The sequence below is a fragment of the Limosilactobacillus pontis DSM 8475 genome, assembly GCF_001435345.1.
GTDB classification, from domain to species: Bacteria; Bacillota; Bacilli; order Lactobacillales; family Lactobacillaceae; genus Limosilactobacillus; species Limosilactobacillus pontis.
In genome coordinates, this window is sequence record NZ_AZGO01000049.1 from 15,642 (window position 1) to 39,633 (window position 23,992).

21 protein-coding genes and 1 pseudogene are annotated in these 23,992 nt (G+C 55.0%); 1 reads left to right on the forward strand and 21 read right to left on the reverse strand.

Annotated features, from left to right (window positions below):
• The 4 genes from cbpB to murI all read right to left on the reverse strand — a co-directional run.
• Positions 1-441: cyclic-di-AMP-binding protein CbpB (cbpB, locus tag FD34_RS04090; protein ID WP_057807199.1), on the reverse strand; the 441-nt coding region annotated here is incomplete at its 3' end.
• Entirely contained in the window at positions 438-974 is a 537-nt protein-coding gene (locus FD34_RS04095; protein WP_191980199.1) for a metallophosphoesterase, read from the reverse strand. The genes cbpB and FD34_RS04095, both read right to left, overlap by 4 nt.
• A complete protein-coding gene (locus tag FD34_RS04100) occupies positions 974-1,567 on the reverse strand; it encodes an XTP/dITP diphosphatase (protein WP_057807032.1) in 594 nt (197 codons plus the stop codon). Before FD34_RS04100 ends, FD34_RS04095 begins: the two co-directional genes overlap by 1 nt.
• Positions 1,568-1,585: 18 nt before the next feature.
• A complete protein-coding gene (gene murI, locus FD34_RS04105) occupies positions 1,586-2,377 on the reverse strand; it encodes a glutamate racemase (protein WP_057807034.1) in 792 nt (263 codons plus the stop codon).
• Between the two features lie 165 nt (positions 2,378-2,542).
• Here murI and FD34_RS04110 point away from each other — a divergent pair, with 165 nt between their 5' ends.
• A complete protein-coding gene (locus FD34_RS04110) occupies positions 2,543-3,091 on the forward strand; it encodes a YslB family protein (protein ID WP_057807035.1) in 549 nt (182 codons plus the stop codon).
• Positions 3,092-3,140: 49 nt separating this feature from the next.
• Here the strand turns inward: FD34_RS04110 and trxA are convergent, their stop codons facing one another.
• The 17 genes and pseudogenes from trxA to rny all read right to left on the reverse strand — a co-directional run bounded on the left by trxA (position 3,141) and on the right by rny (position 23,775).
• The gene (gene trxA, locus FD34_RS04115; RefSeq protein WP_057807037.1) at positions 3,141-3,455 is read right to left on the reverse strand and encodes a thioredoxin; all 315 of its coding nucleotides are present in this window, start codon (positions 3,453-3,455) and stop codon (positions 3,141-3,143) included.
• Positions 3,456-3,543: 88 nt separating this feature from the next.
• A complete protein-coding gene (locus FD34_RS04120; RefSeq protein ID WP_057807039.1) occupies positions 3,544-5,913 on the reverse strand; it encodes an endonuclease MutS2 in 2,370 nt (789 codons plus the stop codon).
• A gap of 13 nt (positions 5,914-5,926) precedes the next feature.
• Positions 5,927-6,454, reverse strand: coding sequence for a CvpA family protein (locus tag FD34_RS04125; RefSeq protein ID WP_057807041.1), 528 nt, complete (start codon positions 6,452-6,454; stop codon positions 5,927-5,929).
• Between the two features lie 71 nt (positions 6,455-6,525).
• Complete coding sequence (locus tag FD34_RS04130) at positions 6,526-6,828, reverse strand: DUF1292 domain-containing protein (RefSeq protein ID WP_057807043.1); 303 nt, start codon at positions 6,826-6,828, stop codon at positions 6,526-6,528.
• 13 nt (positions 6,829-6,841) lie between these two features.
• The gene (gene ruvX / locus FD34_RS04135; protein WP_057807044.1) at positions 6,842-7,285 is read right to left on the reverse strand and encodes a Holliday junction resolvase RuvX; all 444 of its coding nucleotides are present in this window, start codon (positions 7,283-7,285) and stop codon (positions 6,842-6,844) included.
• The gene (locus FD34_RS04140; protein WP_057807046.1) at positions 7,282-7,551 is read right to left on the reverse strand and encodes an IreB family regulatory phosphoprotein; all 270 of its coding nucleotides are present in this window, start codon (positions 7,549-7,551) and stop codon (positions 7,282-7,284) included. Before FD34_RS04140 ends, ruvX begins: the two co-directional genes overlap by 4 nt.
• 129 nt (positions 7,552-7,680) lie before the next feature.
• Positions 7,681-10,335: an alanine--tRNA ligase gene (alaS, locus tag FD34_RS04145; RefSeq protein WP_057807048.1), complete on the reverse strand. Its 2,655-nt coding sequence runs from the start codon at positions 10,333-10,335 to the stop codon at positions 7,681-7,683.
• A gap of 256 nt (positions 10,336-10,591) precedes the next feature.
• Positions 10,592-11,965, reverse strand: coding sequence for a DEAD/DEAH box helicase (locus FD34_RS04150; protein ID WP_057807050.1), 1,374 nt, complete (start codon positions 11,963-11,965; stop codon positions 10,592-10,594).
• A 17-nt stretch (positions 11,966-11,982) separates the two neighbouring features.
• Positions 11,983-12,939 (reverse strand): DHH family phosphoesterase, encoded by a 957-nt coding sequence (locus FD34_RS04155; protein ID WP_057807053.1) that lies wholly within the window; start codon positions 12,937-12,939, stop codon positions 11,983-11,985.
• 136 nt (positions 12,940-13,075) lie between these two features.
• Positions 13,076-13,987, reverse strand: a complete 912-nt coding sequence (gene gnd / locus FD34_RS04160; protein WP_057807055.1) for a phosphogluconate dehydrogenase (NAD(+)-dependent, decarboxylating) — start codon at positions 13,985-13,987, stop codon at positions 13,076-13,078.
• A gap of 153 nt (positions 13,988-14,140) precedes the next feature.
• Complete coding sequence (yajC, locus tag FD34_RS04165) at positions 14,141-14,590, reverse strand: preprotein translocase subunit YajC (RefSeq protein ID WP_057807201.1); 450 nt, start codon at positions 14,588-14,590, stop codon at positions 14,141-14,143.
• Positions 14,591-14,654: 64 nt separating this feature from the next.
• Positions 14,655-15,725 (reverse strand): tRNA-guanine transglycosylase, encoded by a 1,071-nt coding sequence (locus FD34_RS04170; protein ID WP_057807203.1) that lies wholly within the window; start codon positions 15,723-15,725, stop codon positions 14,655-14,657.
• A gap of 11 nt (positions 15,726-15,736) precedes the next feature.
• Entirely contained in the window at positions 15,737-16,750 is a 1,014-nt protein-coding gene (ruvB, locus tag FD34_RS04175; RefSeq protein WP_057807057.1) for a Holliday junction branch migration DNA helicase RuvB, read from the reverse strand.
• A gap of 15 nt (positions 16,751-16,765) precedes the next feature.
• Positions 16,766-17,359, reverse strand: coding sequence for a Holliday junction branch migration protein RuvA (ruvA, locus tag FD34_RS04180; RefSeq protein ID WP_057807059.1), 594 nt, complete (start codon positions 17,357-17,359; stop codon positions 16,766-16,768).
• Between the two features lie 20 nt (positions 17,360-17,379).
• The gene (mutL, locus tag FD34_RS04185; RefSeq protein WP_057807061.1) at positions 17,380-19,398 is read right to left on the reverse strand and encodes a DNA mismatch repair endonuclease MutL; all 2,019 of its coding nucleotides are present in this window, start codon (positions 19,396-19,398) and stop codon (positions 17,380-17,382) included.
• 10 nt (positions 19,399-19,408) lie between these two features.
• Positions 19,409-22,067: pseudogene (gene mutS, locus FD34_RS04190) on the reverse strand (DNA mismatch repair protein MutS).
• Between the two features lie 154 nt (positions 22,068-22,221).
• Positions 22,222-23,775 carry a ribonuclease Y gene (rny, locus tag FD34_RS04195; RefSeq protein ID WP_057807062.1) on the reverse strand — a complete coding sequence of 518 codons (1,554 nt, stop codon included), beginning with the start codon at positions 23,773-23,775 and terminating at the stop codon, positions 22,222-22,224.
• Positions 23,776-23,992: the final 217 nt, after the last annotated feature.

Genomic DNA, 23,992 nt, shown 5'->3' on the forward strand with positions numbered 1-23,992 from the left:
GTGATTAAAATTATGGACAGTGTAGTTAACCGCCTTCAGCAGCTCCCGACGGGTAACAATCCCCTGGAAGTGCTGGGTACCATCAACTACCGTCAAAAAGGACTGGTCAATCAACAGGTGGAGGTTTTCCTCAACGTCAAAGGGGTCGGTAATTGTTGGGGCGTCCGTTTGCATGACGTCGCCGACCACCAGCTTTTGCAGGCGGTTAATGGCGATCCGGTGGGTGTCCAGGAGGTGGTCCGTGATCATCGCTAGCGAGATCAGGCCCCGGTACCGGTTGTCGTTATCGACTACCACGATCTTGGCATAGCGGTCCTTAGTCAGCACCAGGAAGGCATGGTCAAGGCTGTTGGTAACGTTGACGGTGGCCACCAAGCTGGCTGGGATCATGAACTTCTGCTTGTTGGTCAAGAGCATCTGCTGCAGGTGTTGATCAATCATGCCCGTCCCCCCTTTCGATTAAAGACGAAGTGGAGGCCGTCCACCGGCTGACTTTTACGGTCATAATAGTCAACAACGAAGGAGTCGGGCGTCGTCGCCACCACCGCAAAGGTACCCCCGAGCCGGGCGTACTGCCCCCGCGGCAGACTGATGCTGCCCGGGTTGATAATCAGCATCCCGCTTTCGACCGTTACCGCCAGCTGGTGGGTATGGCCGTAGCAAACCAGGTCGGCGCCTTGCTCTTGCCCCTTCAGCATCAACGGTGTCAGGGTCGTGTTAACCTGGTAACGGTGACCGTGGGTGGCATAGATCCGCTGACCGGCCGTAACCACCGTCTGCTCCAGTGGATAGTCCAGGCCCCAGTCGTTATTGCCCAAGACAGCAACCTTAAACCGCTGCATCACCGGCAGGGTCGGCGCCATCTCGGTGTCGCCACAGTGAATCATGAGATCGACCTGTTCTTGCCACTGTTGGGTTACTCGTTCAAGGATCCGCTGGTCACCATGGTTGTCACTGATAATTAAGGCCTTCATCATGCCCGCCACCATTCTGGAAACCGGGTCATAAAGTCACGCAGGGCCGCGCCACGGTGGCTGATGGCGTTCTTCTGGTCAGCTGTCAGCTCGGCCAGTGACTTGCCCAGGGAATCAATGAAGAAGAGCGGATCATAGCCAAAGCCGTTATCCCCCTGCCGTTCATGGAGGATCCGCCCGTCAACCCGGCCTTTGGCAACCAGCTTGGCTCCGTCTGGCTTGAGGGCCACGATGGTTGTATGGAAGTGGGCCGTTCGTTGATCGTCAGGAACCCCGGCTAATTCATGGAGGAGTTTGGCATTGTTGGCCGCATCGTCGTGGTCACCGGCGTAGCGGGCCGAATGAATACCTGGGGCGCCATTTAGGGCATCAACCACCAAACCCGAGTCATCGGCCATCACCGGTAGGTCCAGGGCCTGCATAACCGTTTTAGCCTTGATTGTGGCGTTTTCCTCGAAACTAGTCCCATTTTCATTGATGGCAATTGCCGGAAAATCGGCAAGGGTCTTGACGGTGATACCGTGCGGCGCCAGCATTTTCCGGTACTCTTGCGCCTTACCGGCATTCTTGGTAGCAATTACTAACGTGGTCATCTGCATCATCCTCCTTGTCTACAGGTCAACGTGATCACAGCTGGTGAACTGACCAGCCAGCCACTGCTTTGCCCCGGCCACCAGGTCCGTCCGGTCACCGGTCGTAAACAGCGTAATCGTTCCCCCGTTCCGATCCGTCAGCAGGTCCTGCTCAGTCAACATCGCCTGGGCCTGCTTGATTGTCTCATGGGCCGGATCAATCAGTAAAACGTCCGGTCCCATCTTCTGCTGGATCTCGGGTGCCAGAAACGGGAAGTGGGTACAGCCCAGGATCAACCCGTCAACCGGGTGTGAGTCAAAGAAGCTCAGGGCTGTATTGACCGTTTTCTGGGCCTGGGGCGTCCCGGTCAGGCCGTGTTCGACGACGGGCACCATCGCCTGGGCTGCATGGCTATAAACCGTCATCTGGGGCGCCAGCCGGTGGATAGTCGCCGGATAGGCTCCCTTCTCGATCGTCGACGCAGTCCCAATCACCCCGACCGTCTCCAGCTGGTGGTGGACCGCCGCGATGGCCCCGGGTTCAATCACGCCAATTACCGGAACTGGCAGCTCACGTTGGAGGAGGGGAAGCGCCGCACCAGTGGCGGTGTTACAGGCCACGATCATCATCTTGATGTCCTGTTCAACCAGGAAACGGCCGATGTTCAGCACCAACCGTTGTAACTCCGCCTGGCTCCTAGTTCCATATGGAAAGTGCCCCTGGTCGCCCACGAAAACCAGCGATTCGTTGGGTAACTGCTTGTGCAGGACCCGCATCACCGACAGGCCGCCGAGTCCTGAATCCATTAAGCCAATTGGCCGTTCATCCATTTCGTTCACCTCATTAATTAACATTTTAATTTAATTCGCGTAAAATTGCTTGAAACTATATTATCGTTTTCCGGAGCAAATTTTGCAAGTTTTGAAAATTTTACTATTCCCACCGCTTTTTTTAAGTATAATAGGATTGATTGCGATAAAGGAGCGAGAAATTCAATGAGTCAAAAACGTTATAATCAATTGCTAGCCAGTCATCAGGGGCTGATGAACGGTACCCTGCGCGATGTGATTCTCCCCAGCATCCTCGGCAAGGAGGCCGACGACATGCTCTACTGGATTGGAAAGGACCTGGCGCGGGAATATCCGGTGGCCACCCACGATGACCTGGTCATTTTGACTCATCAGCTGGGGCTGGGGGACCTCCAGCTGCGTCGCCACGACAAGACCAGCCAGGTCTGGCGGCTGGGCGGCCCCATCGTGGTTGAACGGATCCGCCGCGATGAGGAGCAAACCTCCTTTGGCCTTGAACTGGGCTTTCTGGCCCAGGAAATTGAATTTCAACTCGGCAGTGTGGCCGAGGCCAAGATTACCAATCGCCACCATGAGTATATCGACATCACCGTCAAGAACGACCCCCAGAGCGATGCCGATAGTGAACGCAGCGAGCTGGTAACCTTCATCCACGTTACCGCGCCACAGGACGGGATAACAACCCCGAAGAAAAAACATAAACACTCATTGCTGAAGAAAAAACACGCTGAATAGCAAAAGACCTGATTGAAGCGGAACTGTTCACTTCAATCAGGTTTTTTTATTATGCCGTGTATTGTTGCAGGATCTGCTGCAGCTGTTCCTTCGGGTGGTAGCCGACGATCTGGTCAACCACCTGACCGTCCTTCTTGATCATCAATGTTGGGATACTCATGATCCGGAACTGCTGTGCGGTCGCTGGGTTTTGGTCAACATCCAGCTTGAAGAAGATGACGTCTGGCATTTCCTCTGACAATGCCTCAACCACTGGTGATTGCATCCGGCACGGGCCGCACCAAGTAGCCCAGAAATCAATCAGGGCCACCCCGGTCGCCGTATCTTGTTCAAAACTTTGGTCAGTCGTTACATTAACAGCCATTTGCTCGTCCTCCTATCGAATTGGTTACCCCTATTCTAACAGAGGTGAACGACCCTGTCACGATTGTTGCTTACTTTTTATCAGTTACTTATAAATTAACAATCGTGGCTCCATCGCCACCATTATTTGGCGCGGCATAGCCAAAGGACTTGACCCGCGGGTTACTCTGCAGGTACTGCTGGGTCCCCTTCCGCAAGGCTCCAGTTCCCTTCCCGTGAATGATGGTGACCGAAGACAGATTGTTCAATAGAGCATGATCAATGAAGTCACTGAGTTCGCTCATCGCCTGCTCATAGCGGTGACCACGTAGGTCAAGCCGGGCCGAGGTGTGCCGGGTCTGAGCGGTGTGAACAGCACTTGAGTGTCGGGGCGTCTTTTCCTTAGGCAGCGACTTCTTGGCGACCTTCTCCAGGTCTTGCTCATCAACCTCCATCTTGAGGATTCCAATCTGGACCTCCCACTTGTGGTTACCACGCTTGTCGAGCAGTTCACCATATTGACCATAGGACTTGACCAAAACCGCATCCCCCACGTGAAGGTCGTGCTTGGCCTTGGCCCGCTTGAGGACACTATTGTGCTTAAGGCGAGGATCCTCCTGGTGCAGGGCATTCAGGGCCCCCTGAGCATCGATTAGCTGATTCTCCTTAACGTTGGCCCCCTGTTGGACCTCCAGCTGACGGAGGTGGTGAATGATGCTGTTGGCCTTGCGCTTAGCCATTGATACCTGGTGGTTGGCCTGGGACCGAGCCTGGTCAAAGAGCTTATCCCGCTGCTCATTGAACCGGGACAGTTTTTCATCCAGTTCCTTCTGGGTCCGCTCATTCTTGGCAACCAGCTTACTCAGGCGTTCGCTCTCCTCACGAGCAGCCTTGCGTTGCGCCACCAGGTCACCGATCATCTGATTGAGATCCTGACTGTCATCGCTAACCAGCGACCGGGCCTCATCGATCACGGCCGAATCAATCCCCAGCCGCTGGGCAATCTCAATCCCGTTAGATCGACCAGGAATCCCCAATAGGAGCCGGTAGGTTGGCTGGAGGGTCGCCTGGTCAAACTCCATGCTGGCGTTAATCGTTTTGGCCCGGTCATAACCATAGACCTTCAGCTCTGGGTAGTGGGTCGTGATGACCACCGTACTTCCCTTACTGCCAATCTGGTCGAGGATCGCCATCGCCAGGGCCGCCCCCTCCTTTGGGTCGGTCCCAGCACCCAGTTCGTCCAGCAGAACCAGGCTGCGATTGGTGATCTGTTCCAGAATCGCCTTGACGTTGTCCATGTGTCCCGAGAAGGTCGACAGGTTCTGCTCCAGGGACTGTTCATCCCCGATGTCGGCAAAGATATTGTCGAAAACGCCGATCGTGCTTCCCTCTTCGGCCGGAATGAAGAGCCCCGATTGTCCCATCAACTGGATCAAACCAAACGTCTTCAGGGTAATCGTCTTCCCACCGGTGTTTGGTCCGGTAATCACGATTGCCTGGTAATCGTCGCCAATCTTGATATCGTTTGGGACCACCTTGTGCGGGTCAATCAAGGGATGGCGGGCATGGCGGAGGTTGACATGGTTCTCCCGGCTCAGTACTGGCAGGCTGGCTTTCATATCATGGGCCAGGGCCGCCTTGGCGTTGATGAAGTCCAGCTTCCCCAGCACCCGTTCATTGTTTTGGATGTCATGACGGTAGGGGGCGATCAGAGCCGACAACTCTGCCAAGATCCGCAACATCTCTTGCCGTTCCTCGATCTGGGCCTGACGAAGACGGTTATTGTATTCGACCACGCCGGCTGGCTCAATGTAGAGGGTCTGCCCACTGGCACTCTGATCGTGAACCACCCCGCCGAGCTTATTACGGTAACGGGCCAGGGCCGGAACAACGTAACGGTCATTGCGGATTGTCACCACCGGTTCACTGAGGTACTTGGCCCCCTTGCCCCGGGTGTAATGCTCCATCTGTTGGTGAATCTCCCCCTCGGTCTTGACGATCAGCTGGCGGATTCCGTGCAACTTGGTGGAGGCCTCATCGTTCAGGCGGCCATCCGGGTCTACCGACCGGACCAGCCGCTGGGTGATCGACGGGATGGTTACCAGTTGATCCACCAACTGGTCAAGAACGCGAAGCTTGATCTTCTTCTCTCGCATCTGTTCAAAGAAGTTTCGCACGCTCATGCTGGTCTGCAGGACCTTAGCCACCTGGGCCAGCTCCGTCCCGTTCAGGTTGGCACCGATCTTGAGCCGCTTCATCTGGGGCTGGATGTCGGCCAGCTTGGGGATCGGGATCCCACCTTCCAGGCGCAAGATATTAGCCCCATCAGTGGTCTCCGTCAGGTAGTGCTGGACCCGGTCGTAGTCCCCCTGGGGCGCCATATGTTCCAGCTCGTGGTGTCCGGCCGCCGAAACTAGGTAGCGGGCCAGCATTCCCTTGACGCGCGCAAATTCTAGTGTTTTCGTAATCTTGTGATTCATTCTCATTCTTCCTTTATTTAAGCGTATTAAGCATTAGCTGAGCCAGGCCCGGGGTCTGGTTGATCATGAACTGGGCCAGTCCCGAATTAGCCAGTTGGAGTTGCCACCAACCGGCTGGCCACAGTTGAAGGATCACCAAAGCCACGTAGATCACCACGTAGCCGATGACCAGTGACAGGAGTCCCCCGGCCAACTGATCAAAGGTGCCGATCACCGGTAGCCGCTTGATCCAGCGCAGCTTGCTAATCCCCCAGTGACAGAGGATCGAGACCAGGGTGAAGATCACCAGGAAGGCAATCCCGTTATAGAAAAAGACGTTGTTGTCGACCGTCTTTAACACGGTCGTCGAATAGGCTGCACTACGGCTGACATCGGGTAGCAGACCGCTCAAGCTGGTACCGATTACCCGGGCCCCCCACTTGGCGACCAGCCAGCTGACCAGGTAGGTTCCGGCGTACAGGACCATCATTAGCAATCCCCGACGGCGGCCATTGATGAAGCAGCCAATCAGAATCAAGATAATTAGCGTTGTTAAAATCATGTTATTACCCGTTCGATATAAAAGGGAAGCAACAGCACCATAGCCGTCACTTCCCGATTACTCGCTATTTATTAAGCATTGAAGTTCCCGTCATCATCGAGGAAGGTGTTTAAGACCTGTTCAACCATGTCCCATTCCTTATCGTCCTCGATCGGTACCAGGTCCTGCCCATCACCGTCTTCGTTGTCCGCCACGATGTAAGCCTGAATGTCAACCGAATCATCATTCTCCTGCTCGGCAGGGTAGATGAAGATGTAGGACTTGCCATAATCGTCGGAATCGAAAGTGAACAATTCCTTAAAGAGCTGCTCATTGCCATCCTCGTCGATCAGGGTGATTAAGTTTTCATCGTTATTAGCTTGTTGTTTACTCATAATTAATTCATCCTTATTTTAATTTCTGAACTAAGCGACCGTGACGATCCAAGTAACTCTGCAGGATGAAGGTTGCCGCAACCTCATCAATCACCTTTTTCTGCTTGGCCCGGGAGATATCGGCCTCCTCGACCAGCATCCGGTGAGCCTCAACGGTGGTCAGTCGTTCGTCTTGGAAATCAATGGGAATATCAGGAAAGCGCTGGGCGAGAAGGTCTCCATAGTGCTTAGAGGCCTCCACCCGCGGTCCTTCCGTGTTATTCATGTTCTTCGGCAAGCCGACCGCGAACCCGGCCACCTGCTCCTTGGCTACCAGCTCGGCGACGCGATCAATCCCGAAAACCTCATTGTCCTCGTCGATGGGAATGATCTCCACCGCCTGCGCTGTCCAGCCCAGGGGATCACTGACCGCAATTCCAACCGTCTTTGAACCAACATCGAGCCCCATCAGTCTCATTTAGTCTCACCATTATTCTTCAGATACGACACAACCAACTCCTCGATGATCTCGTCACGTTCGTGCTGACGGATCAAGTTCCGGGCATCATTTAGGCGGGGAATGTATGCTGGATCACCAGACAGCAGGTAACCCACGATCTGGTTGATCGGGTTATAGCCCTTCTCCTCCAGGGATTCGTAAACCGTCTTGAGGGTATCCTTGATATTCTTCTGCCGTTCCTGACCGAAGTCATAGAACATCGTTTCATCGTTATTGGTAGTCATTAATCGTCACCTCCGGCTAGTCTCTTAACTATACATTTTACTATAAATGTTGGCGAATCACAATTATGTAGCCCCGTAAGGAAAAAGACAACCAGCTGGTGGTCCCCAGCCAATTGTCTTTCGATTAAATTACTTATCCATGTATTCCTTGGCCAGCTTCAGGGCGTCTTGAATCCCGGCTGGGTTCTTCCCACCGGCCTGAGCGAGGTTTGGCCGACCACCGCCGCCACCGTTGATGGCTTTGGCAATTGCCTTGATCAGGTCACCGGCCTTCAAGCCTGCTTTGACCTTGTCGTCACTGACGGCGACCAGCAGGTTGGCCTTACCATCGTTAGCCGTCCCGAGGACCAGCACGTCAGAAAGCTGTTTAGCCCGCCAACTGTCGGCCAGTTGCCGGAGTTGACCCATCCCAGCAACCTTAACCTCAGCCGCAATCAGGCTCCCCTGCTTGGTGTCCTGAACGTTTTCAAAAAAGTTGTTGGCCTGTTGAGCCGCAATCTTAGCCTCCAGGGCCGCACTCTTCTTCTGGGCTTCCTTCAATTCGGCCTGAAGAGCAGCAACCTGGTGAGGAACCTCCTTGATCTGGGCGGTCTTCAGTTCGATAGCCGTTTCGGTCAGCAGGTCATCCCGATCCTGGAGGAACTTGAAGGCGTCACTGGAGGTCACGGCTTCGATCCGCCGGACACCGGCACCAACCCCACCTTCGGAAACGATCTTAAACAGGCCAAGCTCGTTGGTGTTCTTAACGTGGTCCCCACCGCAGAATTCGGTGTTGTAGTCGCCAATCTTGACAACCCGGACCTTGTCACCATACTTGTCGGAGAAGAGCGCAATCGCCCCCATCTCCTTAGCCGAATCAATGTCGGTCTCGACGGTCTTGACCGGAATTTCCTTCCAGATCTGTTCGTTAACCATCTGCTCAACAGCTTGCAGGTCCTTAGCCGTGACCTGACCGAAGTGGCTGAAGTCAAAGCGCAGGTAGTGTTCCTCAACCAGGGACCCGGCCTGCTGGGTGTGCCCACCCAGAACGTTCCGCAGGGCCTGGTCTAGCAGGTGGGTCGCGGTGTGGTTCTTCTCAATCTTCAGGTGCCGCAGCCGGTCAACAACCAGCTTGTAGCGGGCCCCCTTCTTGATCGGCGCCGTCAGCTCAACACGGTGCAGGTTTTGCTGGTTCGGAGCGTGCTGAACGTCGACAACCCGACCAACCTTCTTGCCATAGTTGTCAATGATGTCACCGGTGTCGGCCACTTGACCACCCATTTCAGCGTAGAATGGGGTGACGTCGAAGATAAGCTCAACGTTCTTATCATCAGCAGTGGCAGAATCGGCTTGCTTACCGTCGTGAGCCAAGCCGATCACCTTGGCGTCGTCAACGGTCAGGTCGGTGTAGCCGACGTACTTACTATCTTCCTTGAAGTCGGTCCACAGGTCGGTCTGCACTCCCATCCCGTTGTCCATATCACGGGCGTTCCGGGCCCGGTTCTGCTGTTCGGTCATGGCGGCCTCAAAGCCCTTTTGGTCAACCTTCAGGCCCTCATCACTGGCGTATTCCTTGGTCAATTCGATTGGGAAACCATAGGTATCGTAGAGCTTGAAGGCGGTCTTCCCGTCGATCTCGTTGGTCCCGTTCTTCTTGGCCTCGGCAATCACATTGTTCAGCAGGTTCAAGCCGCCGTTCAAAGTGGCGCTAAAGCGGTCTTCCTCGGACTTGATGACGGAGGCAATGTAGTCGGCGTTTTCCAGGACGTCTGGGTAGTAGTCCTGCATGATCTTGCCGACGGTTGGGACCATCTTGGCCAAAAATGGCTCGTCAATACCCAGCTTCTTGCCAGCCACCACGGCCCGCCGCAAGAGACGCCGGATAACATAGCCCCGCCCCATGTTGGACGGCAGGGCCCCGTCGCCAATGGCAAAGGTGATCGTCCGGATATGGTCGGCGATGATCTTAAACTGGATGTCATCTTCCTTGTTTTCACCGTACTTCTTCGTCCCACTGAATTCCTCAGTCTGCTTGATCAGCGGCATGAAGAGGTCGGTTTCGAAGTTGGTTGGGGCATTTTCGAAGATGGAAACCACCCGTTCGAGTCCCATCCCGGTATCGATGTTCTTGTGAGGTAGCGGCTCGTAGGTGTCTTCAGGGGTGTGGTTGAACTGACTGAAGACGATGTTCCAGATCTCCAGGTAACGCTCATTCTCCCCACCCGGGTAGTTCTCGGGATCGTCGTCGGCCAGGTTGTTGAATTCTTGACCACGATCATAAAAGATTTCGGTATCAGGACCAGATGGACCCTGACCAATGTCCCAGAAGTTGTCCTCGTCCGGAATCAGGTGGTCCTTGGCCACGCCGACCTCGCGCCATTTGTTGTAGGCGTCATGATCCTTCGGGTAGTAGGTGATGTAGAGCCGTTCGGGATCAAAGCCAAACCACTTGTCACTGGTCAGTAGTTCCCAGGCCCATGGAATAACCTCGTTCTTGAAGTAATCACCGACGGAGAAGTTCCCCAGCATCTCAAACATAGTGTGGTGACGAGCCGTCTTCCCAACGTTTTCGATGTCGTTGGTCCGGATACTCTTTTGCGATGAGGTCATCCGCGGGTTTTCCGGAACGACCTTGCCGTCGAAGTACTTCTTCATCGTGGCCACCCCGGAGTTGATCCAAAGCAGGGTTGGGTCATTGACCGGAACCAATGAGGCACTTGGCATGATCTTGTGACCGTGCTCCTCAAAGAACTTCAGGTACATCCGCCGAACCTGAGCACTGTTCAGCTTCTTTAATTCTTTCATGATATCTCCCTTTCTAAAAACAAAATCCATCCTTGCGATCAGAGACGCCGGACGACGCGGTACCACTCTGTTTGCAACGATGGATTTCGTTTACCTCTTATTTCTCGACATTGGCCGAGTTGAATATCAAATTTTATGAATGGGGAGCACCCGCCAGGTATTCATCGGTCGTCGCAGCAACCCGACCGTTTCTGAAAATCGCACCCGACCGGCATGTCCCAAACGAGTCATATTATAGCGAACTTATCCGGTAAAATCAACGGGCATTCCGCTCCCGCCTGTGTTGCCGCTGGCGCTGCCGCTTGGCCTTGCGGATCTTGTGACGGAGCTCGAGCTTATGCTTTTGCTGCTCGTCCTCTCTGATAGCCCGCTTGATCCGCTTCTTGTAGCCCGGCTTAACGCGGCGCTTGGTCTTCTTGACAAAGCCCTTCATGGACGGGTCCAGCTCGTCGCGCTTACGCCGGTAGTTCTTCCGCCGGTTCCGGTCGTGGGTAGTGACCAGCCGGCCGCCACGTGGTTCCTTGGGAACAAACTTGATTCCGCGCTCTTCCAGCTTGGCAATCAGGTCGTCCTCAGCCGGGGCGTAGAGGGTGATCGCCGTCCCGGTCATCCCGTTACGACCCGTCCGACCAACCCGGTGAATAAAGTATTCCAGGTCGGTTGGAATGTCATCGTTGATTACCAGGGAAACCCCGTCGATGTCGATTCCCCGGGCGGCCAGGTCGGTGGCGACCACGTACTGGTAATCCAGGTTCCGGATCTGGCGCATGGTGCGCTTGCGCCGACGTGCTTCCAGACCCCCGTGGATCATGGCGACCTTGAGTCCCTGTTCCTCCAGGTAGTGGGTCAACTCCTCAACCCGCTCCTTGGTGTTGGCAAAGACGAGGGCCAGGTAAGGTTCACCCATCGTCAGAAGCCGGTAGATCAGCTGGTTCTTATCCTGCCCCTTGGTTGACATCAGCCAGTTCTGCACATCGGGGTTGATGACCGCCTGGGTTGGGATCTCCTCGACCTCGGGGTTGGCCATGTACTTCTTCAGAAACGGCCGCAGTTTCTTAGGAATTGTTGCCGAGAAGACCATCATCTGCAAGTCCTCCGGGAAGTTGCTGACGATCTGGTCAACCTGCTCCAAGAAGCCCATGTCCAGGGTCATATCGGCCTCGTCGACAACAAACATCGTCGCCGTGTGAATGTCTAGGGCCTGGCTCTTGATCAGGTCAAGTACCCGCCCCGGTGTCCCGATCACCAACTGGGGCTGCTTACGGGATAGCTGATCGAGCTGGTGCTGCTTGTCGGTCCCGCCGACGTAGTTATGAATAGTCAGGGACTGGGGGGCAAACTTGTTAAGCTGCTTAGCGGCAGCGTATATCTGGTAGGCTAGCTCCCGGCTCGGCGTGGTGATCACCGCCTGAACCGCCTGAACTTCAGGATCGATCCGGGCAAAGATCGGCAGGAGGAAGGCATGGGTCTTCCCACTCCCGGTTGCCGACTGGCCGACCACGCTCTGCCCCTTCAGAATATCCGGGATGACCCGCTCTTGGATCGGTGTCGGTTGGTAGAAGTTGATCGCCTGGACCGCCTTGATCAGGTACGGTGGTAGGTTAAAGTTCTTAAACTTATTTTCGGTCATTAGTCAGTTCCTTTCCCTTATTTTGTTGCGTAAGCAGCGGTCAGCTGGTCAAGCTCAGCAATTACCTGCTTGATCTCGTCCTGATCCTTGGCCTTGGCACCGCTAGCCAGGGCATGCCCGCCGCCATCATGGTTTTTAGCCAGGCCATTGATGGAGGGGCCCTTGGAACGCAGGCGAATACGGTAATGGCCGTCCTCTTGTTCAACGAAGATTGCCCAGGCAGTCACGTCCTTAATCCGTCCCGGTAGCGAAACCACCGCAGAGGTTCCGGCTTCGCTCAGGCCAAACTTGGCCAACAGGTCATTGGTTAAAGCCACGTATGCGGCCCCGTGTTCCAGAATGGTCAGGTGCTCGTAAACGTAGGCCGACAGACGGGCCAGTGGCAGGGTAATCTCGTTTTCCCGTTGACTGATGGCACTAGCATCCGCCCCCGCCGCCATCAAGGCCCCGGCAACCAGCATCGTCCGCGGCGTGGTAGCTGGGTAGAGGAAGCGGCCGGTATCACCGATGATCCCGGCGTAGAGGGCACTGGCGGCCTGCTTGGGCAGCTTGAGTTCCTTGGCGAAGTGCTGGTAGAAGGCGTAGATCATCTCCGAACAGCTAGAAGCATCCGGTTCGACCCACATCAGGTCGCCAAAAGGTTCATCGTTCGGGTGGTGGTCGATCTTGATCAGCTCGTCTCCGTTGTTAAAGCGGCGATCATCAATTCGCGGAGCGTTGGCGGTGTCGGTAACGATCACCAGGGCGTCGTCGAAGGTCTCGTTATCAATCTCGTCCATCGTGCCGATCCAGTCGAAGCCCGGGATGTACTTGCCGACCACGTAGACCTGCTTGTAGGGGAAGGAGGCCTTCAGGATCTCGGCCAGCCCGACCTGGGAACCGATGGCATCCGGATCGGGACGCTGGTGCCGGTGAATGATGATTTTGTTGTACTTCTTAATTTGTGCAAAAATTGCTGCTAATTGATCAGCCATGATTGTTTACCCTCTTATCAAAAAATTATTCTAATAATTAAGTATACCAGTAATCGGCAAGCGGGCCAATCTTAAAAAACAAAATACCCCCCGCTTCTTTGGCGAGAGGTATTTTTTAGAAACTAATGGGCAACCATTAGTCCTTCTTGGCAGTGTCCATTGCGTGGCCACCGAAACCGTTCCGCAGTGCAGAAACGACCTTACCATCGAAGGAGTCGTCTTGCATTGAACGGAACCGTTGGCTTAATGCTTCGTAGATAACTGGCGTTGGTACTTGCTTGTCCATTGCATCCATCAGGGTCCAGTGAGCTTCACCAGAACTGTGCATCCGACCAGCGATCTTATCCAGGTGTGGGTCCTTTTCGAAGGCTTCTTGAGCCAGTTCCATCAGCCATGAACGGATAACAGAACCGTGGTTCCACATCTTGGCAACAGCAGCGTTGTCGTAGTCAAAGTCAGAAGCTTCCAGAACTTCGAAACCTTCACCCATGGCTTCCATCATCCCGTATTCGATGGCGTTGTGAACCATCTTGAGGTAGTGACCGGAACCAGCCTTACCAGTGTAGAGGTAACCGTCCTTTTCAGCAATCCCATCAAACAGTGGGGCAAGACGTTCGTTGAAGATATCTTCATCGTCCCCACCGATCATGAAGTTACCGTCCTTGAGGGCACCCTTCCAACCGCCTGAAGAACCGCAGTCGAAGTAGTGAATACCCTTTTCGGTGAACATGCGGTTGTGACGCATGGAGTCCTTCCAGAACGTGTTCCCACCGTCGATAACCGTGTCGTCGGCATCGAGCAGGTTGGCCAATTGGTCCATCGTGGAGTCAGTTGGCTTGCCGGCTGGAACCATAACCCAAACAGTCCGTGGTTGGTTAAGCTTCTTAACCATTTCTTCCAGGGTGTAGGCAGGTTCTGCACCGTAAGAAGCAGCTTCTTCAACTAACTTCTTATCAAGGTCAAAGGCAACCACTTGGTTGTCATTGCGCAACATGTTTTGGCAAAGGTGAATACCCATCTTACCTAAACCAATCAATCCGATTTGCATTAGATTTTCCCTCCTGTATTTACGGTCTCACTAAGGAAATGCAGCCCTCAGCAAGGGATAAGGACGCGTAAACGTCGTGTCTGAAAAATGGCCGGTAAGTGCATTAATCAAACGTCCGTTAAAAAGTTTCCCACTTTTTGCGGGATTAGTCAATTACTTTTCCTGATCGGCAGCGGAGTCAGCGGTAGAGTCGGCTGCAGAATCAGCAGCAGGCTCAGCACTGGCGACTTGATCGGCGGCAGATACCGGAGTAGCAGATGCGGCCGGTTGACTATCATTGTCTGCCTTACTATCGCTGGTCTTAACAACCCGCGCAATGGCTACCATGTCAAAGGTCAGGTAGATGCCTTCGCAGTCCAGAGTTACCGTCCTGTCAGTCTTGTTGATTGAGTCAATCTTTCCGTGAAGACGGCCGATGGTGACAACCTCATTACCGGGGTGCAGACTGCTCATCATATCTTGATGTTGCTTCCGTTGCTTCTGCTGTGGCCGAATCATGAAGAAGTACATCAGGGCAATCATCAACAGAATCAGAATGATCCCAGAGTAACTACTTGCCCCGGCACTAGCGGCACCTAAAATTCCAAAAGTTAAACTATTCACAGTAATATCCATCCCTTCAAAAATACTCAACAATAACTGTAACAAACTTTGTTATAAAAAGCCACTATTGGCCGCACTGTCTGGTAAATTTACGCAAGTCCGCTGATATTTGTCCCGCGGCAATCATTACTCGAATCCGGGCAAGCAATTGATTGATAGTAAACAGGTTGTGGAGAAGCAGATAGCGTTCCCCCACCGGCTGACTGGTAGTCAAAAGGTGGTGGATCGCCGCCCGAGAGACCCCGGCACGACAGGTTGGACAATTGCACCGGTCCGCAAGCACTTGACCGTCGCCGGCAAAACGCTCCCGATCGAGGGGCAGTCGGCCAAAGCCAACTATTGCGTTCCCCATAGCAGCTTCGCGTCCAGCCAGGTCGCTATCGATCAGGTCAAGGCCGCACAGCAATGCAGCAACCAACTGGTGGAGGTCCCCACTGGTCGGCAGGTAGCGCAGTTTAGTCGGCTCCATCATTCCCACCAATTCGTTAAGCAGGCGGACCTGCTCGGCCACCGGCACATCCGGAGTCACCCCCAGGATGCTATAACCAGACGCACCAGCAGGCACGGCAGTTAGGCTGGTCTGCCGGGCCCGTTTCAACCCGCCCCCGACCAATGGGGCCAGGTCACCGGCCAGGCAGGGATTCGATGTCAGCCAGCCATTCGTCTGCTCAACCGCCGCATTAAGGTCGTCGACGGGGGCAAAATAGGCGTCAGCGCGGGCAAAGCCGGTGGTAAGGTCAGCGCCCAACCCCCGCTGAATCGCCCGGGCATCTTGGGGCGTGTAGAACTTCAACTGCCCGCTGACCGGGTCATGAAAGCTGACCCCATCGTGTTTACGGCCGCGGGGCTTGGCCCATTGATAGGCCCGGTCGGCACCCGAGGCCGTCACCAGGATTCCGGACCAGCCCAAGAACGCGTGCAGGTCGCCTGGGTGGCTGGCGGTCAGCCAGTAGTCAATGGCATCCTGTTTGATGGCCTGAGCACCACATCCTGCAAGCTCCGCCGGGGTCAGGGTGGTTAGGGCACTCCCGGTTTGGACGACGGCAGGCGTGGTCAGCTGTCGTCCATTGACCGTCACCGTCCCGGTCCGCATCTCCTGGCAGTGATGGTTAATCTGAAAAGTTAACTTCTTCATCGTTTCATCCTTCATTTCTCCGTTGGGTAACTAATCCCCAAGTGCCGGTAAGCAGCCGGCGTGACCACCCGTCCCCGCGGTGTCCGGCTGATAAAACCGATCTGCAACAGGTAGGGTTCATACATCTCCTCGATCGTGTTGGTCTCCTCACCGATGTTGGCGGCGATTGTTTTCAGGCCGACCGGACCACCGTGGTAGTAGTTGATCATCGTCAGCAGCATCTTACGGTCGATCTCGTCTAGTCCCTGCCGGTCTACCTGCAGCAGGTCAAGGGCCTTGCTGACGGTGGCAGAGTCGATACTTGGCTTGCCAGCCACCTGGGCAAAGTCACGAACCCGCTTGAGCAGACGATTGGCGATCCGGGGCGTCCCCCGCGACCGCAGTGCCAGCTCGTGGGCCCCCTCGTCTTCAATCTGGGTGTTAAAGATCTTAGCCGACCGGAAGATGATTCGCTTAAGCTCGTCCTGGTTATAGTAACTCATGTGCGCAACGATCCCAAAGCGGTCCCGCAGCGGAGCAGACAGCATCCCGGCCCTAGTGGTTGCCCCAATCAGGGTGAAGGGTGGTAGTGGAAAATGAACCGGGTGGGCGGTTGGCCCCTCCCCGACTACGATGTCGATGTAGTAGTCCTCCATCGCCGAGTAGAGCATCTCCTCGACCACCTTGGGTAGGCGGTGAATTTCGTCGATGAAGAGGACGTCACCGGGCTTGAGTTCGTTGAGCATGGCCACCAGGTCACCGGGCTTCTCGATCGCCGGCCCACTGGTGGTCTTGATGTTAACCCCCATCTCGTGGGCAATCACCATTGCCAGGGTCGTCTTCCCCAAGCCCGGTGGCCCATACAGCAGGACATGGTCAAGGGCCTCTTCACGTGCCTGGGCCGCCTGGATATAGACACTCAGCTCACGCTTGATTTTGGTTTGACCGATGTAATCCCGCAGGCGTTGCGGCCGCAACGTCAGCTCGATCTGCTCTTCCTCATCATCTTGTGAGTGATCGGACATCAGTCCATGATCCTCAGCCATCTAATCGCCTCCTCACTAGTTAATCAGCGCCAATGCCTGGCTCAGGTACTCCTGGGTGGTATTGGCGTCGGTCTTAAGCAATTGCTTCTTGATGCGCTTGACCTCCCGTTCCTTGTAGCCTAGGGCCGTCAGGGCATCCAGTGCATCCTGGAGGGCCGGATTATCGGTTTCCGCCGGGGCGGCCGGGGTCAGCAGGGTATTACTAGTCATGCCGGCCACCTTATCCTTGAGATCAAGGACAATCTGTGAGGCCGTCTTCTTGCCGATTCCCGGGAACTTAGTTAGGTAGCCGACGTTATCGTTAGCAATCGCGTCGATCAACCCCTGGTGGTCGGGGTTAGCCAAGATCGCCAGGGCACTCTTGGGCCCGATCCCGGAGACGTTGATCAGCTGTAAGAAAAGCTGCTTCTCGGCCCGGTCGACGAAGCCAAACAGGGTAATTGCGTCGTCACGTACGGCCTGATAGACATAGATTAGGACCTTCTTTGCCGGGTCCTCCTGGAAACGATAGGGGTTAGCCACGAATAGCTGGTAGCCAACCCCGCTAACCTCCAAAACAACATACTGGGGGGTCACACTAGTAACCAGCCCCGTCAAATATTCATACATTGATTTCAACCTACTTTTCACTAAAATTCATGGTCGTCAAACTCGTCGGCAAACGGGGTATGGCTGTCCTGAATCCGCTTAAACATCTTTTCCAGGTCCGAGTCGTTGAAGTGAACCGTTACCGGACGCCCGTGGGGACAGTTAAAGGGATTCTCGCACTTGGGCAGGCGGCGTAAGAGGGCCCTGGCCTCACGATCGTCGAGGTGGTGGTTGGCCTTAATCGCCCGCTTACAGCTCATCATGATTGCCGTCTTCATCCGGAAATCTCGGACGGTGATCTTGCCGTCCTTGATCAGCCACTCGATAATTTCCCGTGCAGTATCCTCCTCTTGCCCCTCCTTGAACCAGGTCGGGTGGGAACGCAAGATAAAGCTGTTCTGCCCGAACGGTTCCAGGTTTAACCCTACCCCGGCCAGGGTGTCGAGGTGGTGGTTGATGGTCATCGCATCGACCGTCGAGTAGTTTAGGACCAGCGGGACCAGAAAGGCCTGCTGGGCACTGCTGACCTGGCCGATCTCCTTGCGAAACCGTTCATAGTTGATCCGCTCCTGGGCGGCGTGCTGGTCAACAATGTAAAGACCATCGCCGGCCTGGGCCAGGAGGAAGGTCCCTTGGAGCTGGCCGATGTACTGGAGGTCAGGAAAGCGCCGCTTGGACTCATCGCTCTTATCATGGACGTCGAGCTCTATGTTCTTCGCCGACCCTGGGCGGATGTTTGTGGCCGGTGCATCCAAGGGGTGACCAAACGGCTGGGCCGTCTCCTCATCCTGGTAGCGCCGATCAAAGGCCCGCATGGCCGGACTGTCTAATTCGCCAACATGGTGGATAACCACTGGGGCCGCCACCTGACTGTCGTCGGCATCGGCGTCAGCTGGACCATTGTTAGGGCGTATGGCCGGCTTGGTACTCTGGGGAGCCGCCTCGTCAGGCCTAGGGTTAGGCGCACTACTAACCTGATAGTGACCGGCCGCCTCATTCAGGCGCTGGTCAAGGGCGGCAATTTCGTCGGCACTTGGTCCAAACGCGTCCGGACTAATATCGGGAATCAAGTTCTCACTAGCAATTCGTTGACGAATCGTCCTGGCAATCAGCTTGGTCAGCTGGGCTTCCTTGCTCAGCCGGACTTCCCGCTTGGCCGGGTGGACGTTCACGTCAACCAGGACCGGGTCCAGATCAATGTTGACCACCGCAATTGGATAGCGACCGACCATCAGCTTGGACTCATACCCCTGGATGATCGCCTTGGTCAACTCAAAATTACGGATATAACGGTGGTTGATGGTAATCGTGATGTACTGACGCGAAGCCCGGGTCAACTCGGGCAGCGACACGAAACCACTGACTGTGAAATCATCGTCTTGCCCCGCGATCGGCAGCATCTTGCGCCCGGCCTTGATACCATAGATGGCCGCGATGACCTGCTGGAGGTTATCATTACCGGCCGAACGAAAGATCTCCTTGCCATTATGGGTGAAACTAAAGGCCACGGCCGGATTAGCCAGGGCCAGGCGGTTGATGATGTCGGTGATCCGGGTCAGTTCCGTCTGGGGTGACTTGAGGTACTTCAGCCGGGCCGGCGTGTTAAAGAAGAGGTCGGTGACCCGGACATCGGTCCCCTGCCGGGCAGCGGCTGGTTTCTCCTCCAAAGTCTTACCGCCGCGAATATGGATTTGGGTGCCAGCATCTTGGCCCGCCTGGGCGGTTACCATCTTGACATCGGCAACGGAGGCAATGCTGGGCAGGGCCTCTCCCCTAAACCCCATCGTCTGCACCTTGAAGAGGTCTTTGCGGCTAGCAATCTTGCTGGTGGCGTGCCGCTGAAAGGCCAGCTGAACGTCGTCGCTGGCGATCCCGTCGCCGTCATCAATCACCCGGATGCTATCGAGGCCGGCGTTCTCCACAATAATGTCGACCCGCTGACTGTGGGCGTCCAGAGCATTCTCAACCAGTTCCTTAACGATCGAGGCCGGACGCTCAATCACCTCCCCGGCCGCAATCTGGTCAGCTAGGACGGTGTCTAGTTCATGAATCTTTCCCACATTATTCGCCTCATTTCAGTTTTTCCTGCCACTGGTAGATCTGGTTCATTACCTCCATCGGGGTCATCCCCATTAAGTTGAGCTCTTTGAGCTGGTGAAGGATCTTGTCCCCCTTGCTCGACCGGCTCTTCTTCGGGGCTGGAGCAAAGAGCTCCATCTGTCCGTTGGCGTCAACCGTCGGGGCCGGAGCACTACTAGTGGAATTCAACGCCGTGGACGATTCTTCAACCCGGTCGGACTGTGGCGTCGGTTCATAGACCGCGGCCTTCTCCTTGGCCGGGGTCGGCAAGCCAGTCGACTTCTTCTCCAGCTTCTGGAGGATCTGGTCGGCCCGCTTCAGCAACGTGTCAGGCATCCCCGCCAGCTTGGCGACGTGGATCCCATAGGATTTGTCTGCTGGCCCGGCACTGACCTTGTGGAGAAAGACCAGTTCACCGTTCTTCTCGGTTGCTCCAACGTGGACGTTCTTCAGCCGGGGCAGGGTGTCCTCTAAAGCAGTCAGCTCGTGATAGTGGGTTGAAAAGAGGGTCTTGGCCCGGACGTGTTGGTGCACATACTCGATGATTGCCTGGGCTAGGGCCATCCCGTCGTAGGTTGCAGTCCCCCGCCCGATTTCATCGAAGAGGATCAGGCTACGGTCAGTCGCGTGGATAAGGGCGTTGTTGGCCTCCATCATCTCGACCATGAAGGTACTCTCCCCGGAGATCAGGTCGTCAGCCGCCCCGATCCGGGTGAAGATCTGGTCGAAGATCGGCAACTCAGCCGACTTGGCCGGCACGAAGCAGCCCATCTGAGCCATCACCGCCGTCAGGGCGAGCTGGCGCATGTAGGTGCTCTTCCCGGACATGTTAGGCCCGGTGATCAGTAAAATATCAGTCTGATCGTCCATCATAACGTCGTTGGGGACATATTCCTGGTGCCCCATGAACTTTCTCAACGACCGGATGCCGGCCCTCCTTGATCTTCAGGGTATGGCCGGTGTTCATCTTCGGTCGTACGAAGTGGTAGTCCTCACTGACTACCGCGAAGCTTTGCAGGACGTCCAACTCAGAGAGGGCCTGGGCCAGCTTCTGCAGCCGCTTGATCTCCCTTTTGACCCGTTCCCGGATGTCGACGAAGAGGTCGTACTCCAAGGCGGTCGACTTCTCCTGGGCCCCCATGATCAGGGCCTCCTTCTCCTTCAGCTCCGGGGTGGAGAAGCGCTCGGCGTTTACCAGGGTCTGCTTGCGTTCGTAACGGTCCTTGGGAATCTTACTTAGGTTGACCTTGGTGACCTCGATGTAGTAGCCAAAGACGTGGTTATAGCCAATCTTCAGGTTGTTAATCCCAGTGGCCTCCCGCTCATGAGCCTGGAGGTCCGCAATCCATTGCTTACCGTTATTCATCGCGTCCCGGTACTGGTCGAGCTGCTTGTTATAGCCCGCCTTGATCAGGCCACCATCGGTAACGGCGATCGGGGGGTCGTCGACAATGGCGGAATCAATCAGACTAGCCACGTCTCCCAGGGGGTCGAGGCGCTTCTCTAGCGATTCAAAGACCGGGGAATCCAGCGTCTCCAGGACATACTTAATCTTGGGTACCTGCATCAGGGAGGTCTTGAGCTGGATTAGGTCCCGGCCGTTGACGCTCCCGTAGGCTACCCGACCGGCGAGCCGTTCCAGGTCATAGACCTTGATCAGTTCCTGTTGGAGGTTACTGCGCTCAAAGTAATGATCGAGGAGTTCTTGAACCTTGTCCTGGCGCTCGTTAATCTGATCCTTATCAATCAGTGGTCGATCCAGCCACCGTTTCAACAACCGACTCCCCATCGCGGTTTTTGTCTCGTCTAGTAACCAGGAAAGGGTTCCCTGACGCTTACCGCTACGCATGTTGGTCATCAACTCCAGGTTAGTCTTGGAGTAATGGTCAATCTTCATGAAGGCACTCGGCTGGTAGGCCACTGCCCGTTGCATATGAGCCAGCGACCGTTTCTGGGTGGTCAGCAGGTAGGACACCAGTAGGGCCACCACGTGTTGCTGGTCAGTCGATGCCAGGTCTTGGGTCAGGTAACTAACCTCAGCATTCTTGAGGATCGTCGGTTGGTGGGACTGCAGGATGTTACGCTTGGTCAGCTGATCGGTCAGCCCATCCGGCAACTGGCCATCGACGACCGTCTCCTTGCTGCGCAGGTTGACCAGCTCGTTGACAATCGCACTGATGCTGTCGAGGGTCGTAGTCTTCAGTTCCCCAGTCGAAAGATCGGTATAGGCCAGGCTGAATTTGCCCTGCGTCGCGCTGATCGCCGTCAGGTAGTTGTTCTGCCGGGCGGCATCCCCGCTCAGGTCCATCCGAGTACCCGGGGTAACCAGGCGGGTAACCGCTCGTTTAACCATTCCCTTGGCCTTCTTGGGGTCCTCCATCTGCTCACAGATGGCGACTTTGTAGCCCTTATCGATCAGGATGTCGACGTAGTTTTCCACTGCCCGGTGCGGAACACCACACATTGGAATCGGGTTCTTGGCACTGTGATTGCGGGTCGTCAGGGTCAGCTCCAGTAACTGGGCCCCCTTCACCGCATCATCGTTGAAGAGCTCGTAGAAGTCACCTAGGCGGTAGAACAGGAAGGCGTCCGGGTACTGGTCCTTCACCTTTTGGTATTGTTCCATCATCGGTGTCTGTTTTTTCGTCAAAAGTCTCACCTCATCAAATATTCACTAATTAAATAATACGGCTGATCATTATTTTTACGCGTTTGACACATAGTTTAATTATATTTTCTGCCCCCATTCGGTGCAAGTAAACTACGCCGAATAAAAAAAGAACTGGGGGCACCCCCAATTCTTCTTACTTGGCATAGTCGACTGCACGTACCTCACGAATAACAGTCACCTTGATGTGCCCCGGATACTCAAGCTGCTGTTCAACCTGCTGCTTGATATCATGGGCCAGGGTGGTGGCTTCCAAGTCCGAAATCTTCTTCGGCTTGACGATTACGCGCAGCTCACGGCCTGCCTGAATTGCGTAACTATGGTCAACACCATCGTAATTATTTGCTATGCTTTCCAGCTTCTTTAGGCGCTGGATATACTGCTCAAGCGATTCGCTCCGGGCACCAGGCCGGGCGCCAGAAATGGCATCCGCTGCCTGAACCAGGACCGCAATGATCGAGGATGGAGCAACGTCGCCGTGGTGGGAGGCGATCGTGTTGATGATCACCTTGTTCTCCTTATACTTACGTGCCAGTTCCACTCCCAGTTCGACGTGAGAGCCATCAACCTCGTGGTCAACGGCTTTTCCAATGTCGTGAAGCAGGCCAGCCCGCTTGGCCAAGGTGACATCTTCACCCAGCTCAGCGGCCATGATACCGGCTAGCTTAGCCACCTCAATCGAGTGGTTAAGGACGTTTTGCCCGTAACTAGTCCGGTATTTCATCCGGCCAACCGTCTTAATCAGGTCCGGGTGCATGGAATGAATTCCCAGGTCAAAGAGGGCCTGTTCACCGGTCTCACGAAGCTGAGCATCCATCTCCTTACGTGCCTTCTCAACGGCTTCCTCAATCCGGGCCGGGTGGATCCGCCCGTCCTGGATCAACTTCTCCAGGGCGATCTTGGCGATTTCCCGCCGGACGGGATCAAAGCCACTCAATACCACCGCCTCGGGAGTGTCGTCGATGATCAGATCAATTCCGGTCAGGGTCTCCAGGGTCCGAATGTTGCGACCCTCACGGCCAATGATTCGGCCCTTCATGTCGTCATTCGGCAGGTTAACCACCGAAACGGTTGCCTCAGAAACCACGTCAGCGGCACTGCGCTGGATCGCCTCAACGATCAGTTTCTTGGCGTTCCGGTCAGCCGTCAATTCAGCCTCTTGCTCGCTATCTCGAATCATTACTTCACGCTCGGTCTTCAACCGATCTTTCATTTCACTTAATAATTGCTGCTTGGCATCCTCATGAGACATCTCGGCAACCTTTTCTAATTCCTGCTGCCGTTGTTCCACCAATGCCGTGGCCTTTTTCTGTGATTGATGAAGTTGTTCCGTTCGTTGGTCAAGCTTGTGTTCACGCGCCCCAACCGTGTTCTCACGCTTCTCTAAAGCGTCATCCTTGCGGTCAAGAGAGGTTTCGCGTTGCAAAAGCCGGTCCTCCTGACGCTGGATTTCGTTGCGCCGCTGTTTGAGTTCGTCCTCAACGCTTTCGCGATAGCGGTGACTGTCCTCCTTAGCCTCCAGGATGGCCTCCTTTTTCGCCGTTGCCGCCTTTTTCTTGGCGTCCGCAATAATGCCAGCGGCGTCCTGGTGAGCTTCCTCAATCTGTTTCTCAAAGGAAAGCTTACGAACCGCATAGCCGATAATAATCCCGACAACCATAGCAAGCGCGGCGAAAATTAATACGTTCATCATTTCACCTCCGCTTCAACTATTCTGTTGTTGGTTAATTAAATTAATTTCACCGTGTCATGTTAAAACATCACACAAATTAAATTGTAAGCTTGCCCAAGATGGGTGTCAACCACTGAATGCATTTGGACTTTAAAAAGAGAGGACTGGCCACGGCCAATCCCTCATTATCTACAACAAGCTACTTTTTGCTTGCCTCTTCAATTGTCTCCTGCTT

Coding starts and splice junctions, on each gene's coding strand:
- FD34_RS04095 (WP_191980199.1), bottom strand. CDS start 974: ATGAAGGCCTTAATTATCAGTGACAACCATGGTGACCAGCGGATCCTT.
- FD34_RS04100 (WP_057807032.1), bottom strand. CDS start 1,567: ATGACCACGTTAGTAATTGCTACCAAGAATGCCGGTAAGGCGCAAGAG.
- murI (WP_057807034.1), bottom strand. CDS start 2,377: ATGGATGAACGGCCAATTGGCTTAATGGATTCAGGACTCGGCGGCCTG.
- FD34_RS04110 (WP_057807035.1), top strand. CDS start 2,543: ATGAGTCAAAAACGTTATAATCAATTGCTAGCCAGTCATCAGGGGCTG.
- trxA (WP_057807037.1), bottom strand. CDS start 3,455: ATGGCTGTTAATGTAACGACTGACCAAAGTTTTGAACAAGATACGGCG.
- FD34_RS04120 (WP_057807039.1), bottom strand. CDS start 5,913: ATGAATCACAAGATTACGAAAACACTAGAATTTGCGCGCGTCAAGGGA.
- FD34_RS04125 (WP_057807041.1), bottom strand. CDS start 6,454: ATGATTTTAACAACGCTAATTATCTTGATTCTGATTGGCTGCTTCATC.
- FD34_RS04130 (WP_057807043.1), bottom strand. CDS start 6,828: ATGAGTAAACAACAAGCTAATAACGATGAAAACTTAATCACCCTGATC.
- ruvX (WP_057807044.1), bottom strand. CDS start 7,285: ATGAGACTGATGGGGCTCGATGTTGGTTCAAAGACGGTTGGAATTGCG.
- FD34_RS04140 (WP_057807046.1), bottom strand. CDS start 7,551: ATGACTACCAATAACGATGAAACGATGTTCTATGACTTCGGTCAGGAA.
- alaS (WP_057807048.1), bottom strand. CDS start 10,335: ATGAAAGAATTAAAGAAGCTGAACAGTGCTCAGGTTCGGCGGATGTAC.
- FD34_RS04150 (WP_057807050.1), bottom strand. CDS start 11,965: ATGACCGAAAATAAGTTTAAGAACTTTAACCTACCACCGTACCTGATC.
- FD34_RS04155 (WP_057807053.1), bottom strand. CDS start 12,939: ATGGCTGATCAATTAGCAGCAATTTTTGCACAAATTAAGAAGTACAAC.
- gnd (WP_057807055.1), bottom strand. CDS start 13,987: ATGCAAATCGGATTGATTGGTTTAGGTAAGATGGGTATTCACCTTTGC.
- FD34_RS04170 (WP_057807203.1), bottom strand. CDS start 15,725: ATGAAGAAGTTAACTTTTCAGATTAACCATCACTGCCAGGAGATGCGG.
- ruvB (WP_057807057.1), bottom strand. CDS start 16,750: ATGGCTGAGGATCATGGACTGATGTCCGATCACTCACAAGATGATGAG.
- ruvA (WP_057807059.1), bottom strand. CDS start 17,359: ATGTATGAATATTTGACGGGGCTGGTTACTAGTGTGACCCCCCAGTAT.
- rny (WP_057807062.1), bottom strand. CDS start 23,775: ATGAACGTATTAATTTTCGCCGCGCTTGCTATGGTTGTCGGGATTATT.